The 14,490-nt window shown below is 64.2% G+C and carries 9 protein-coding genes; 7 read left to right on the top strand and 2 right to left on the bottom strand.

Going from position 1 to position 14,490, the window contains the following annotated elements; translation table 11 throughout:
* The first annotated feature begins 180 nt into the window (after positions 1-180).
* A complete protein-coding gene (locus tag AC1DJW_RS08035; protein ID WP_476901150.1) occupies positions 181-903 on the top strand; it encodes an S-layer homology domain-containing protein in 723 nt (240 codons plus the stop codon).
* On the opposite strand, the gene AC1DJW_RS08030 is transcribed toward AC1DJW_RS08035, so the two are convergent.
* Together AC1DJW_RS08030 and AC1DJW_RS08025 are read right to left on the bottom strand one after the other, a co-directional pair.
* Positions 876-1,550, bottom strand: coding sequence for a DNA alkylation repair protein (locus AC1DJW_RS08030; RefSeq protein WP_476901106.1), 675 nt, complete (start codon positions 1,548-1,550; stop codon positions 876-878). The two genes, AC1DJW_RS08035 and AC1DJW_RS08030, sit on opposite strands and share 28 nt — an antisense overlap.
* A 27-nt stretch (positions 1,551-1,577) precedes the next feature.
* Positions 1,578-2,561, bottom strand: coding sequence for a dienelactone hydrolase family protein (locus AC1DJW_RS08025; protein WP_476901105.1), 984 nt, complete (start codon positions 2,559-2,561; stop codon positions 1,578-1,580).
* A gap of 104 nt (positions 2,562-2,665) precedes the next feature.
* Between AC1DJW_RS08025 and AC1DJW_RS08020 the strand changes: the two genes are divergently transcribed.
* The 6 genes from AC1DJW_RS08020 to AC1DJW_RS07995 all read left to right on the top strand — a co-directional run bounded on the left by AC1DJW_RS08020 (position 2,666) and on the right by AC1DJW_RS07995 (position 14,361).
* A complete protein-coding gene (locus AC1DJW_RS08020; protein WP_476901104.1) occupies positions 2,666-3,556 on the top strand; it encodes a ribonuclease Z in 891 nt (296 codons plus the stop codon).
* Between the two features lie 140 nt (positions 3,557-3,696).
* Complete coding sequence (locus AC1DJW_RS08015) at positions 3,697-6,810, top strand: PAS domain S-box protein (RefSeq protein ID WP_476901103.1); 3,114 nt, start codon at positions 3,697-3,699, stop codon at positions 6,808-6,810.
* Between the two features lie 424 nt (positions 6,811-7,234).
* On the top strand, positions 7,235-8,227 hold the full coding sequence (locus AC1DJW_RS08010) for a hypothetical protein (RefSeq protein WP_476901102.1): 993 nt from the start codon (positions 7,235-7,237) through the stop codon (positions 8,225-8,227).
* Positions 8,228-8,505: 278 nt separating this feature from the next.
* Complete coding sequence (locus AC1DJW_RS08005) at positions 8,506-11,715, top strand: efflux RND transporter permease subunit (RefSeq protein ID WP_476901149.1); 3,210 nt, start codon at positions 8,506-8,508, stop codon at positions 11,713-11,715.
* Entirely contained in the window at positions 11,712-12,176 is a 465-nt protein-coding gene (locus tag AC1DJW_RS08000; RefSeq protein ID WP_284752706.1) for an efflux RND transporter periplasmic adaptor subunit, read from the top strand. Before AC1DJW_RS08005 ends, AC1DJW_RS08000 begins: the two co-directional genes overlap by 4 nt.
* 1 nt (position 12,177) lies before the next feature.
* On the top strand, positions 12,178-14,361 hold the full coding sequence (locus tag AC1DJW_RS07995; protein WP_476901101.1) for an efflux RND transporter permease subunit: 2,184 nt from the start codon (positions 12,178-12,180) through the stop codon (positions 14,359-14,361).
* Positions 14,362-14,490: the final 129 nt, after the last annotated feature.

The following is a 14,490-nucleotide window of genomic DNA, read 5'->3' as shown; positions in this document are numbered from 1 at the left end:
TGCCCGTTCGCCGAGACCCTTCCTCCGGCGAACCCCCTTGTCACCAAGGCGCCGGACGAAGTGGACAGCACCTGGACCCTGCAGAATCTGGAGGATTTGGTCACCAATGCCGAAAGCACCGGCGGATGGCTGGAGTTGACTTTCCACCACATCGCGGTCGGAACTGATCCCACGCTGACCATAAGCCCCACGCTCTTTGACACGTTCGTCACCTGGCTGGCCGCGCGGACGGCCAACGGGACCACTTCCGTCCGGACCGTCGCCCAGGCCTTGGGGCAGTCGACCACGCCGCCACCCCCACCGCCACCACCGGCGTCGAGCCCCTTCAGTGATGTCCCCACCAATTACACGTACTTTACCGAGATCAATTGGCTCGCAACCCAGGGCATCTCCACCGGCTGGGTCGAAGCGAACGGGACTAAGACCTACCGCCCGCTTCAGCCTGTGAACCGCGACGCCATGGCGGCCTTCATGTACCGTCTCGCAGGCAGCCCGGCGTTCACGCCCCCGGCCGTTTCTCCGTTTGCCGACCTGACGCCGCAAACTCCGTTCTACAAAGAAATCACGTGGCTCGCGACGCAGGGCATCTCCACCGGCTGGGACGAAGGAAACGGCATCAAGACCTACCGCCCGCTTCAGCCTGTGAACCGCGACGCCATGGCGGCCTTCATGTACCGCCTCGCAGGCAGCCCGGCCTTCACGGCCCCCGCGGCATCACCGTTCACCGACGTGACACCGCAGACTGCGTTCTACAAGGAAATAACCTGGCTCTCCTCCACGGGAATCTCCACGGGGTGGACTGAAACAAACGGCACCAGGACCTATCGGCCAGTCACAGCAGTCGCCCGGGATGCCATGGCGGCCTTCATGTACCGCTACAACACCAGTTTCCCGAGGAGCTGAGCTCCGGGGAATTGCAGCTCGGGCCGCTGCTTGGCAACCTCTTTCAACACGGCGTGAACCGCTTCCCTGACCACCTCGGCCTGCCTGCCCGTTTCCCGGGCGGTGTCCAACGCGGTTGTGGCGCGGCGCACAAACGCGTCCCAATCGCCTCCCCCGGCACGGAGCGCCCTCAGGGGCGACATCAGGGCGGCGCGCCGCAGCCACTCGTCAGGTTCCTGCGTCCAACGATCCAGCACGCCTTCAGCACGCACCCTCGGCTGCCCATCCAGCCCGGCGATCAAGGGTCCAACAACGTCGACGGCTAGCGGATCGACCAGTTCGCGCAGCCTTCCTTCACGGACAAAACCCTCGAGGCGCGTCAGGTCGGTATTCGTCAGCAGATGGACGTTTGACTGCAACAACACGATTGCCGAGAGCCGGAGCTCGAAGACGGGCGCCTCCCACAATTCCGAGCTCAAGGCAGTGACCTCGTCGTGCGGGAGTCCCGGGTGGCGGCGCAGGGCGTCGCGGACCGTTCCACGGATAGCCCCGACTGAGGAGCCGTAGCAACGGAGACCGCCTCCGAGCCGGGTCTGCATCTCTTCAGCGCGGATCCACGAGCTTTCACGGCGCAGGGCCTCATCGATAAACCCGCCTGCGTCACTCATGCGAACATTCTTTCGCAAAGCGTCTGGTCAGACGTACTCCCCGAACCAGGCCAGCGTGTCCTGCCAGGCGGCTGTCGCCTGCGCTTCGTTGTACCGCTCGCTGGTGTCGTTGTGGAATGCATGGTCGACGCCGGGATAGACAGTGAGCTTGTGGCGGACATCGGTGGCTGCGAGCGCATCCCTGAGTGCCGGCATCGCACCGGTGATGCGCTGGTCGAGTTCGGCATAGACGCCAAAGACGGCCGGTTTGATGAATGGAACCTTCTCCAGCTCGGGCGCAGGGCCATAGAAGGCCGCCGTGGCTTTCAGCCTGGGTATCTCGGTCGCGGCCTGCCAAGTGATGCCACCCCCAAAGCAGTAGCCATTCATCGCGATCCGCTCGCCGTCCACGAAATCCAATGACCGGAGGTAATCGAAACCCGCGGAAAAGTCCGAAACATGGCGCTCAGCTCCTGCCCGTGTCAGCGCTCCGGGGACTGCGTCGGCATCCACGCCCGGCGTGCCTCCCTCCCGGCTCAGGAGGTCCGGTGCCAATGCGACGTACCCTGCCTTGGCGAAACGGCGCGCGACGTCCTGGATGTGCGGGGTAAGTCCGCGGTTCTCATGGCAGACGAGCACCGCCGGTCCCGCATCGGCCCCCTCGGGCCTCGCAAGGTAGGCGCTGATCCCGGTTCCGCCGGCGGGGAACCGGACAGTGGCCGTCACAAGGCCGGACACGCCCTCAGGCACGGAAAGGGGACTCTTCGCCCCCGGCACTGGCCCGGCGGCCGCCGTCGTCGCCTCCCCTGGCAGCCGGGCCGACGAAGCCATGGGGCTTGGCATGGGATCGGTGCTTCGCGGGACCTCATGCGGAGCACATCCGAGCTGCAGCATCGTCGAGGAAGCCGCGGCCATGCTCCCGGTGATGAACGCCACCCGACGAATGAATGTACCGTGGGACATGTCTCCGGCACGGTAGTCGTCAAAGAATTCCTCGACCAGGTACTTCTCAAATTTGCCAAGCTGTGTCACGAAAGCCTCCTGAGTTTGCCGCATATCCTCCTCCCAAGCCCGTCACCGGGCAAGGGTGCCCAAGATGATGGGTGGAGCCGCCAAGTAGTGAGACACTCGGTTCCATGCGTGAATTCGTGGTTCTCGGCACCGCCTCCCAGGTCCCTACCAGGACGCGCAACCACAACGGATACGTGCTCCATTGGGATGGCGAGGGCCTGCTCTTCGATCCGGGAGAAGGCACCCAGCGGCAAATGATCCAAGCTGGCGTCTCGGCCAGCCAGATCACGCGTATCTGCATTACCCATGTCCATGGCGACCACTGTTTCGGGCTGCCGGGCGTGCTTTCGCGCATGGCACTGGACCGGGTGGAGCATCCAATCCACTTGCACTATCCCGCGTCCGGTGAGGATATGATCCGCGCCCTCGTGGCTGTTGCGTCTCCCGGCATCGACCTTCGGCTTCATCCGCACGGTGGCGCGGGTCCTATCGCCGCGGGATTGGAGGTGCGCCCGCTGCTCCATCGAATCGAGACATACGGCTACAGGGTTATCGAGCCCGAGGGACGCAGCCTCCTGCCGGAGCGGCTCGCGGCGGCCGGGATTACCGGATCGGATATCAGCCTCCTGCAGCGGGACGGGAGCCTGGGCGGCGTGCGCTTGGAAGACGTGAGCGTGCCGAGGCCCGCACAGAGCTTCGCCTTCGTGATGGACACGGCGCCATGTGCGGGGGCGGAGGAACTCGCCGAGGGCGTGGACCTTCTCGTGGCTGAGTCCACTTTCAGCGACGACGACGGCGGCCTTGCGGCGCAGTACCGCCACCTCACCGCCGGGCAGGCGGGGGCGTTGGCTGCCGCCGCCGGCGCAGGCATGCTCATTCTCACCCATTTCTCGTCGCGCTACACCGACGTCGGACTGCTCGCGGAGCAGGCCCGCGCGCGGTCCGGCGGAGCTGCCGTCATGGCCGCGAACGACCTGGACCGGGTTCCCTTCCCGAAGCGGCAGCGGTGGTTGTAGTCGCCCGGAAGTACATGGCATTTTTGTGATGCTTTCGAGTCGGTTCCCGGATAATCTGTCCGTGGGGAGGGCCATACCGGCACACCCAGGCGCCCGCCGATGTGGGCGGGCTTGTCATCTATTCAGCTCTGGGGGCCGAAATGACAAACGAAAAGCAGCCGCTGGATCACGTCGGCTCTTTCAGGGGCCTGGTTGAGGCCGTACCGGACGCTTTGCTCGTAATCGACGCGGACGGTCAGATCGCGTTCGGCAATGCCTACGCAGAGCAGCTATTCGGCTATTCGCGTAGCCAGCTGCTCGGCAAGCATTATGAGTTGCTGCTTCCGGCGCGGTTCATGGGCCAAGGTGGCGCCATCCGGGACCTCTTTGCCAGTGATCCGGGAATACGCCGTGCCGGGACCGACCTGAAACTGTTCGGCCGCCACCGCGACGGCACCGAGTTTCCCATTGAGGTCAGCTTCGCTCCCCTCGGCGTCGGACCCGGCCTGCAGCTCGTCGCCTCCATCCGCGAGGTAAGTGACCGCGTTCGCGTTGACGCAGAACTCCGTGATGCGCTCTCTTTGCTCAGTGCCACCCTGGAGTCCACAGCGGACGGCATTCTGGTTGTCGGGGCAGACGGTAGCATTGCGGGTTCGAATGAACGGTTCGCTGAATTGTGGGGCATCCCCACGGATCTTATGGAGTCCCACGACGACGGCCGGCTGTTGGCTTTCGTCCTGGATCAGCTCACGGATCCCGACGGCTTCATAGGCAAAGTCCAGGAACTGTACGCCGATCCGGGGGCGGAGAGCCTGGATATGTTGGAATTCCGTGACGGGCGGACGTTTGAGCGGTATTCCCGGCCCCAACTGGTCGGGGATGAGATCGTGGGACGGGTCTGGAGTTTCCGTGACGTCACTTCCCGCCAGCGCGCACAGGACCAGGCGCGGGAGGCCCTCGCCCAAGTGGAGGGCTTGGCCGCGATCGTTGAGTCCTCGGCCGACGCGATCATCGGCATGACGCCCGAGGGCCTCATCACCAGCTGGAACCCCGGGGCGGAGAAGCTGTACGGATACACTGCGGCTGAAGCGACAGGGCAGAACGTCGGGCTCCTCGTTCCGCCCTACCTCCAGGCCGAGGACGAGGTGCTGGCCGCTGTCCTGAATGGCGGACAGGCCCGCAGCTTCGAGACCGACCGGATGCGCAAGGATGGGTCCGTCGTCCCCGTGTCCTTGACGGTCTCCCCGATCCACGGCGAACACGGGGTCATCGGAATTGCGACCATCGGGCAGGACATTACTGCCCGGCGTGCCGCTGAGGCGGAACTGTTGGGCGCCCGGGAGGCGGCCCTGGAATCGAGCAGGTTGAAGTCCGAGTTCCTCGCGACGATGAGCCATGAGATCCGTACCCCCATGAACGGAGTCATAGGGCTGACAACGCTGTTGTTGGACACACCCCTGGATGGAGCACAGCGCAAATACGCCGAAGGGGTTCAGACCGCCGCCGGAGCTTTGTTGACCTTGATTAACGACATCCTGGATTTCTCGAAGTTGGAAGCGGGGAAAATCGACTTGGACATCACCCCCTTCGATCCGCAGTTGCTGATGGAGGAAGTCGCCGGGCTCCTGGCAGAAGCAGCTCAGGGCAAGGGCCTGGAACTCATTGCGTACTGCCACCCCGATGTTCCCGCGCAGCTGGCCGGCGATGCCGGCCGGATCCGGCAGATCCTGTTGAACCTGGCTTCGAACGCCGTAAAGTTCACCGCGTCCGGTGAAGTCGCCATCAGGGTGAACATCGCGGACCAGGACGCAAGAACCGCGTTAGTGCGATTCGAGGTCAGCGACACCGGCATCGGCATCGACGCCGCGGATCATCTGCGCTTGTTCGATTCGTTCTCCCAAGCGGATGCCTCCACCACGCGTCGGTACGGTGGAACCGGGCTGGGCCTGGCCATCTGCCGGCGTCTGACGGAAGTGATGGGCGGGGAAATCGGTTTGAGCAGTACGCCCGGCGAGGGAAGCACCTTCTGGTTCTCCCTCCGATTGCCGCTGGCTAATGAACCCGGACGACTTCCCGAACCCCCGGTCCCGAGCCTACTGGCGGGTCTGCGTGTGTTGGTGGTCGACGACAATGCCACCAACAGGTTTGTGCTGGAATCGCAATTGGACACGTGGGGGCTGCGGCCGGACGCGGTAGCCGACGCACGCACGGCCCTCGATCGATCACGGACGGCAGCCGCCGCTGGCCAACCCTTCGACATTGCCGTGCTCGACATGTGCATGCCGGACATGGACGGCCTCGAGCTTGCCCACGAGCTTTCCGGCGACCCGGCCCTGCGGGGAATCCGTCTCATGATGCTGACGTCCGCGTCCCAGGTATCCAAGACCGGTATGACTGATGCGGGAATCAGCGAATGGCTCACGAAACCGGTACGCGGCTCGGAACTCTACGACCGCCTGATGCGGCTGGTTGCGGGCAATGCAGCGACCGAACAGGCGTCCGCACTTGCCCGGCCCCCGAGTCCGGACACGCCTTCCAAAGGAAGGATACTTGTGGTGGAAGACAACGAGGTGAACCAACTCGTTGCCTGTGAAATGGTTGCCAAACTGGGCTACCAAGCCGAGGTGGCCGCCGATGGCGCCGAGGCTGTCTCCGCCATCGCCGCCCGCTCCTATGCGGCGGTGCTCATGGATTGCCACATGCCCGTCATGGACGGTTTCGAAGCAACCAAGCGCATTCGAGCAAGGGAGAACCGCTCCGCGCGGCTGCCCATCATCGCCATGACCGCCGGAGCCCAGGACGAAGACCGCGAGCGCTGCCTTTCAGCCGGCATGGATGATTACCTCAGCAAACCAGTCGATCTGACTGCCTTGGAGGATGCCTTGAAGGCGTGGGTTCCCAGCGAGGCTGCCCCCGAAGCTGAAGCACAGGCCGTTGACCCGGGACGTCTCGCGGTACTTCGTGAACTGGGTCCGGCGGATGGGCTTGGGCTCTTGCCCGCGGCGGCCGAAGCGTTCCGGCGCGGCGTTCCCTCCGGCGTGGCTGCCCTTCATCAGGCGTTGGAAGATGGCGGCGGAGCGGAACTCGAACAGGCGGCCCACGCGCTCAAGGGTGCGGCGGCCAATATCGGGGCCACCGGCGCTGCATCCCTGTGCCAGGAATTGGAGAATCTTGGACGCAAGGACGGCGGCGCGTCCGGGGCCGAGCTGCTGACCCGGCTCCTTGCCGAGCTGGCACGGGTGGACAAGGAGTTGGAGAACGCCTTGCTTACGTAGGCCGCCCGCGTGTCCAGCCAATCATGCCTGGAAAACGAGTAGGCGGCACTCGTGCCTTAGGGCCGCTAAAGATGTTGAATTAACACAGGAACACTTCCGCGGCTTGAGATAGACCAGCCGGCCCTCCGGGACCGGCATTGGACGGGGCCGACGGCGGGAGGGCCCCTGGAGCCCGGGGCTCGGGGCTCTCTACCCCAGACGCCGCCGGCCCCCCAGCTTGCCCAAGGGAACCCGCACTCACCACTTCAGGTTTGTGCGCGGGTCTGTTCTTTTTCTGCGCCTGCCGGAGCACAATTGAGAAAAGTTGGACCGTGGGCGGTGCGGCTTGAGAACAGCGGGGCAAGTACGTGGTCTCCCCCGGGTGCCGAGCTCTCTTCGCTGTCCCAGTCCTCCTTACGTTGGCCTGTTGTGAAGGACACCGAAAATGTTCCAGCCAAGTAAGCGACTAACCGCCTTGGGTTCCACGCTCGTCCTGTTCCTGGCACTGTCCGCGGTGGCGTCGTGTTCCGGGCCAAACAGTACGCCTTCCCCGGCCACGTCAAACGGGGCACCGACAGGGCCGGCGTCGGGGTCAGCCTCGCCGACTGCGACCCCGACAGTGACCTCCGACGCCGCAGAGTACTGCGGGGCAGGGTCGGCCATCCCCTATGACCGCTCCGCCTTCCAATCGACTCCGAGGATAGACAACAAGTGGTTTCCGCTGAAGCCCGGCATGCAGTACACGACGAAGGGCACGGTCAAGAGTGCCGATGGCACCTCCGAGCGCACGGTCGTCCACTCCGTGACAGGACTGACGAAGGTGATTGACGGCGTGAAAACCCTCGTAATGTGGGACCGGGACTACTTCGACGGGCAGTTGGTGGAATCCGAACTGGCCTTCTTTGCCCAGACGGCGAAGGGAGCGGTCTGGCTCTTCGGGGAGTATCCGGAAGAGTACGAGAACGGCACTTTCACCGGCGCGCCCCGCACGTTCATTAGCGGGATTTCCAAGGCCCAGGCGGGGATCGCCATGCAGGATCAACCGGTGACCGGTACCCCCGGGTACGTCCAGGCCCACGCACCCGACGTGGGATTCCTGGATTGCGGAACTGTCTTCAAGCAGCACGAGCGGGTATGCGTCCCCGCCGCATGCTATGACGATGTGCTGGTCGTCGATGAATACAATCCGCTGGAACCGTCTGTGGGCCACCAGCAAAAGCTCTATTCAGCGGGCACGGGGCTGGTGAAAGTGACAGCGGTTGGTGGTGCGGACCAAGAGTCGTTGGACCTCATCAAAGCGGAGGCGCTCGCAGACTCCAAGCTGAGTGAGATCAACCAGCAGGCACTGGAATTGGACGGGCACGCCTACCAGGTCAGTGCAAGCGTTTACGGCACAACGCCCCGCGCCGAGGTTGCGACGCCGGGCTCCGGCGGCTAGTTCTTGCGTATACCACTATCACTTGTGAAAAGATGAAAAATTCCCTGTTATTCTCCTGAGAATCCTTGCATGGAGCGTTGACCCGGGGTTTGCCCGAGGCTCATTATTGACGTACACGTCTGGGGGCGCTTTGGCACAGTTCCAAGGAGCCGCGTGGTGGACAGGTATCGGGGATCTAACTTTTTCATCAGGCACTTACGGAAAATCGATTCTGGAGTGTCTCCTCCCCGCTACGGCTTCTCCGCCATCGCTCCCGCGGAACCGGGTGACCGGCCATGATGGGCACGATCCTCCGGTGGGTCCTCCAGTTCCGGTTTCTGGTCCTGGCATTGGCAGTGGGGATCCTGGGTTTCGGCTTCACGAGCCTGCCGGGCATGGCAGTGGATGCCTTCCCGGAATTCGCCCCTCCACAGGTTGAAATCCAGACCGAGGCCCTGGGGCTCTCCGCCGCGGAAGTTGAACAGCTGATCACTTCCCCCATGGAAGCGGACCTGTTGAACGGTGTGGCCTGGGTGGAAGCCATTCATTCCAAATCCGTCCCCGGCCTGTCATCCATCCAGATGGTGTTCAAACCGGGGACCGACCTTTTTCGGGCCCGCCAGCTTGTGTCCGAGCGCCTGACACAGGCGCGCGCGTTGCCGAACGTGTCTGCCGCACCGGTCCTGATGCAGCCGCTCTCATCGACGAGCCGGGTCATGATGATTCGGCTGACCTCCAAAGAGATGTCTGCCATTGACATGTCTGTCCTGGCCCGCTGGACCATGAAGCCCGGCCTCCTCGCGGTGCCCGGCGTCGCGAACGTGGCTATTTGGGGCCTCCGAGACCAGCAATTGCAGGTCCTGGTCGATCCTGAGCAACTCGAAGCCAAGGGCGTGACGCTGGACGAGGTCATTACCACCACCGGTAACGCCGTGTGGGTGTCGCCCTTGAGTTACCTTGAGGCGTCCACACCCGGCACCGGCGGCTTCCTGGAGACCGGCCACCAGCGGCTCGGAGTGCAGCACGTCCTGCCGATCACCACGCCCGAGGATCTCGGCCAAGTCAGTTTGGAGGGGCCGGCCGGAAAGCTGGTGTTGGGCGACGTCGCCCGCGTCGTGACCGATCACCAGCCGCTGATCGGCGATGCACTTTCCGGCAAGGATGCCGAATTGCTCCTGGTCATCGAGAAGTTTCCAGAGACGAACACGAGGGATGTGACCCGGGGCATCGACGAGGCGCTCCATGCCCTTCAGCCGGGCTTGTCCGGAGTCACGATCGATACCACCGTCTACCGACAGGCAGCGTTCATCCAAGAAGAGGTCGGCACAATTGGTGTCGCACTGCTTGTCTCGCTGGTCCTGATAGCCACCATGTTTGGCGCGTTCTTCCGGTCCTGGCGCACCGCGGTCATCAGCCTGGTCACGATTCCGGTCTCACTGACGGCGGCAGCTTTGGTGCTGTACCTGAGAGGCACCGGGATGAACACCATGGTCCTGGCCGGCATGGTCCTGGCCTTGGCCGTCATCGTTGGAGACGTAGCCGAAGACCTCTATGGCGCAGTCCGCGCTGGCAGGGCTGGCAGGGCTGGCGTCGGGGCCGGCGTGGGGTCCGGCGTCGCGGCCGGCGTGGGGTCCGGCGCCGGGTCCGGCGCCGCGGAGTCGAGCGACACCTTGATATCGGGGTCCCTCCGGGCAGTGCGAACGCCGATTCTCTACTCTCTGCTGATCATGGCGTTGTCCGTGCTGCCCGTGTTCTTCGTGCCGGGCGAGGACGGAGCGCTTTTCGGTCCGCTGCTCCTTTCCTATCTGCTCACGCTTGCCGTCGCGATGATCGTGGCGCTGACTGTGACCGCGGCGCTGGTCTTCGTCCTGCCCGTCCGCCGGACCACTGCAAGGGAAGGACGCACCGTGGGCAGGGTCCGCAGCGGATACGGCCGTGCTTTATCCCGCGGGGCGGGAAAGGCCCGGTGGGTGTTCGCTGGCGCCGCGGCCGTCGCCATCGCCGGACTTGCCCTCACGCCCCAACTGGCCACAGGCAGTCCGACAGTGCCCGTCCTGCCGGACAAGACCCTCGTGGTGCAGTGGAGTACGATCGCCGGCACATCAGACCAGGAAATGAGCCGGATCACTGATGCGGCCGCCCAAGAGCTCCGGACCCTTCCCGGAGTGGCCAATGTGGGGGGACACGTCGGGCGCGCCATCACTTCGGACCAGGTGGGTGACATCAGCGCTGGGGAGCTCTGGGTGACCGTTTCTCCGGATGCCTCCTACCGCGACACCGCAGCGGCCGTCCAGCACGTAGTAGATGGGTACCCGGGGTTGACCAGCAAAGTATCCACATACGCTCAGCAGAAGATCGAGCAGATCCGCGAGACCGCCGACGCCGGATTCACCGTCCGGGTGTACGGCCTGGATATGGCCACGCTCCGCCAGAAGGCAGATGAAGTCCGGCAGATTTTGGCCCGGACCGACGGCGTCGTCAATCCCCACGTCGACGCGCCCGCCCAACAACCCATCGTCGAGGTCCAGGTTGACCTGGCAGCGGCCCAGAAGGCGGGCGTCATCCCAGGCGATGTCAGGCGCGCGGCCGCTGCCCTGCTGCAGGGAATCGAAGTCGGCAACATCTACCAGCAACAAAAGGTCTTTTCGGTGATCGTCAAAGGAACGCCGTCGACCCGGAACAGCCTTACCAGCGTCCGCGAGCTGCTGATCGACACCCCCAGCGGCGGGCACGTACGCCTCGGCGACGTGGCGCAGGTCAACATGGTCGGGAACGAGGCGGTCATCCTCCACGATGACACCTCGCGCCGGATCGATGTGAAGGCTGAAATTCAGGGGCGCGCGCTCAACGACGTGCAGCAGGACATCGAGAAGGGCCTCCGGCAGCTCCAGTTCCCGCTCTCGTACCATGCGGAAATCCTCACCCGGTACGCAGAGCAGCAGAATAGCGCCCGGTGGCTTTGGCTACTGGCGGCGGTCGCTGCGGCCGGCATCCTCGTGCTCCTCCAGACGGCGCTTGGAAGCTGGCGGCTAGGCGCGATGGTCTTCCTGGGCCTTATTGCGGCGCTCTCGGGCGGGGTGCTCACCGCCCAAATGACCGGCGGAGTCAACTCCTTGGTCTCGCTTCCTGCCTTCTCCGCCGTACTGGGTATCGCCGTGCGTGGTTCCATCCTGCTGATACGGCACGCCCAAAGCTTGCGGACCGAGGCCGGCGCGGCCTACGGGCCCGCGCTCGTCGTCCGAAGCGCGCGGGATCGGTTGATGCCCGTACTGATGTCGGCCCTGATGACGGCTCTTGCACTGCTCCCGCTCGCGCTCTTCGGCGGCGTGGTCGGAACTGAAATCATCCAACCGCTCGCCGTCATTATCTGGGGCGGGCTACTGACCACGACTCCTTTCCTGCTATTTGTCTTGCCCGCACTTTTGCTTCGATTCGGACCGGAGCGGGCGCCCAGGACCGCAACCCGGAACGAATCGCTGCTCCGGGCGCAGAACGAGGGTGCATCATGAAAAAGTTAGCTTCCCAGCAGGGCCGCGGCACGAAGGTCCTCATCGCCCTGGTGGTCGCCGCGTTCATGACGCTATCGTTGCCGGCCTGCTCCCAGCCGCAAGCCGAAGCCGTGCCTGGCGCGGATGCCCCTGCGACCATGGAAGAAGTCCCGGGGACGGACCTGCACCGCATCACCCTGACGGAACGCGCCGTCGAACGTCTTGGGCTAAAGACAGGGATGGCGGCGTCCGGTCCGCAGGGGAAGCTCACCGTCCCCTACGGGGCGATCCTGTACGACAGCCAGGGCAGGACCTGGGTGTACACGAATCCGGAGCCCCGAGTGTATGTCCGCCAGGCGGTCAACATCGAGCGCATCGCCGGCGAAGCCGCCCTGCTGAAAGAGGGTCCGCCTGTCGGCACGGAGGTGGTAACGCTGGGGGCCGAAGAACTGTTCGGCGAGGAATTCGATACGGCCCACTGAGATGCGTTGGATCATCGGCATCAGCCTCAAATTCAGGACCGTGGTTGTTGCACTGGCCTGCGCGGTGATGCTGTTGGGCTCTGTGCAGTTGAGCTCAGCGTCCATCGATGTCTTTCCGGAGTTCGCGCCCCCGCGCGTGGAGATCCAGACTGCCTGCCTGGGCCTGACCGCGCAGGAAGTGGAAGAGCTGGTAAGCGTCCCGATCGAGGCTTCGCTGAGCGGCATGCCCGGCCTGGATGAGCTGCGCTCCAAATCCGTGCCCCAGCTGTCCTCGATCGTACTTGTCTTCAAGCAGGGTACCGATCTGCTGAACGCCCGCCAGCTGGTCTCGGAGCGGATGGCGGCGGTGACCTCTGCACTGCCCACCTGGGCGGCTCCGCCGGTCATGCTGCAGCCCCTGTCCTCGACGAGCCGCGTCATGAAGATCGGCATGACCTCCTCGAACCGGTCCCTGATCGAGATGTCCATGCTCTCCTACTGGACGATCCGCGCCCGGTTGCTCCGCGTACCCGGGGTGGCCAACGTCGCCATCTGGGGTGAGCGGCTCCAAATGCTGCAGGTCCAGGTGCAGCCGGACCGGCTCAAGGCTGAAAACGTTTCGCTCAACGAGGTCATGGAAGTCACCGCCGGCGCCGTGGACGCAGGGCTGCTGAAGTACTCTCCCGGCCGGTTCATCGGCACGGGCGGCTTCATCGACAGTCCGAACCAGAGAATGGGCGTCCGGCATGTCCAGGCGGTCTCCAGCCCCGCGGACTTGGCGCAGGTCACCATCAGGGAAAAGGACGGCGTCGCGCTTCATTTGGGCGACGTTGCCAAGGTCGTGGAGGACCACCAGCCGCTCATCGGCGATGCGGTCATCAACAACGGGCACGGGCTCATGCTCATCGTCGAAAAACTCCCTTGGGGCAACACGCTCGACGTGACGAAGGGAGTTGAGGATGCCCTCCGCCAGCTCCAGCCGGGATTGAGTGGAATCACTTTCGACACCACCATCTTCCGTCCGGCGAGCTTCATCGAAGAGGCGATTTCCAACCTCAGCCTCGCGCTGCTCCTGGGCTGCCTGCTGGTGGTCATGATCCTCGGCGCCTTCCTCTTCCAGTGGCGCACCGCGCTGATCAGTCTCGTGGCCATTCCGCTCTCCCTGCTGACGGCGGCGCTCGTGCTGTACTTCACGGCCAGCTCCATCAACACGATGGTCCTGGCGGGGCTGGTCATCGCGGTGGGTGTCGTCGTCGACGACGCGATCATCGACGTCGAAAACATCATGCGCAGGCTCAGGCAACACCGGGCCGTGGGCAGCGAGGAATCAACGGCGTCGGTGGTGCTCCGGGCCTCCCTGGAAATGCGAAGTCCGATTGTCTACGCGACGTTGATCATCGTCGTCGCGGCCCTTCCCATCTTCTTCCTCGACGGACTGACCGGTGTCTTCTTCCGGCCGCTCGCCGTTTCCTATACCTTGGCCGTCCTCGCCTCGATGCTGGTCGCGCTGACGGTGACCCCTGCGCTGGCCCTGATTCTGCTCGGCAACGCGAAACTGGAGCAGCGCGATCCTCCCCTGGTCCGGGTGCTCAAACGCGGATACCACGCCGCCTTGTCCCGGACCATGAATCGGCCCCGCTACGGCTACGCCGGTTTCGGCGCCATCGCACTGGTGGGTCTGGCGATCGCTCCCCTGCTGGGCCAGTCCTTGTTCCCCACCTTCAAGGAACGGGACTTTCTGATGCACTGGGTCTCGGAGCCCGGAACATCTGCGGCGGAGGAATACCGCATCTCACAGCGGGGCTGCGAGGAGCTCCTCAAGGTGCCCGGAGTCCTGAACTGCGGAACACACATTGGCCAGGCGTTCACCGCAGACGAGATCGTCGGCGTCAACGCCGGGGAAAACTGGATCAGCATCGACCGCCACGCCGACTACGAAAAAACGGTGGCCGCTGTCCAGGAGGTCGTCGACGGCTATCCGGGCCTGCACCGTGACGTCCAGACCTACCTGAAAGAGAGAATCGAAGAGGTCCTGACCGGCGCCAGCGAACCAATCCTGGTCCGGGTCTACGGCGATGACCTCAACGTGCTTCGGGACCAGGCCCAGAAGATCAAATCCATCCTTGACCACATCCAGGGCACCAATGAACCCCACGTTTCCCTGGAAGTCGAGGTGCCGCACCCTGTGTGTCAGGCTCTTGTGTGACAGGTTCCCTGTTGGCGGGAGTCCGGTGCGCGGGCGGGGAAGGTCCGTGATGGATTTTGTTATTCCTGTCCGCCAATCGAATCGCCACTTCACTGTTGGGGAGAAAAACGCGATTCTGGATGAGGATGA

Source organism: Arthrobacter sp. 05L417, from assembly GCF_056397865.1.
Note: the sequence above shows the minus strand (reverse complement) of the source record. Positions and strands in the feature narration are given on the sequence as shown.

Bases quoted from the DNA above. Each gene is read 5' to 3' on its own strand.
- AC1DJW_RS08030 (WP_476901106.1), bottom strand. From the start codon at position 1,550: ATGAGTGACGCAGGCGGGTTTATCGATGAGGCCCTGCGCCGTGAAAGC.
- AC1DJW_RS08020 (WP_476901104.1), top strand. From the start codon at position 2,666: ATGCGTGAATTCGTGGTTCTCGGCACCGCCTCCCAGGTCCCTACCAGG.
- AC1DJW_RS08015 (WP_476901103.1), top strand. From the start codon at position 3,697: ATGACAAACGAAAAGCAGCCGCTGGATCACGTCGGCTCTTTCAGGGGC.
- AC1DJW_RS08010 (WP_476901102.1), top strand. From the start codon at position 7,235: ATGTTCCAGCCAAGTAAGCGACTAACCGCCTTGGGTTCCACGCTCGTC.
- AC1DJW_RS08005 (WP_476901149.1), top strand. From the start codon at position 8,506: ATGGGCACGATCCTCCGGTGGGTCCTCCAGTTCCGGTTTCTGGTCCTG.
- AC1DJW_RS08000 (WP_284752706.1), top strand. From the start codon at position 11,712: ATGAAAAAGTTAGCTTCCCAGCAGGGCCGCGGCACGAAGGTCCTCATC.
- AC1DJW_RS07995 (WP_476901101.1), top strand. From the start codon at position 12,178: ATGCGTTGGATCATCGGCATCAGCCTCAAATTCAGGACCGTGGTTGTT.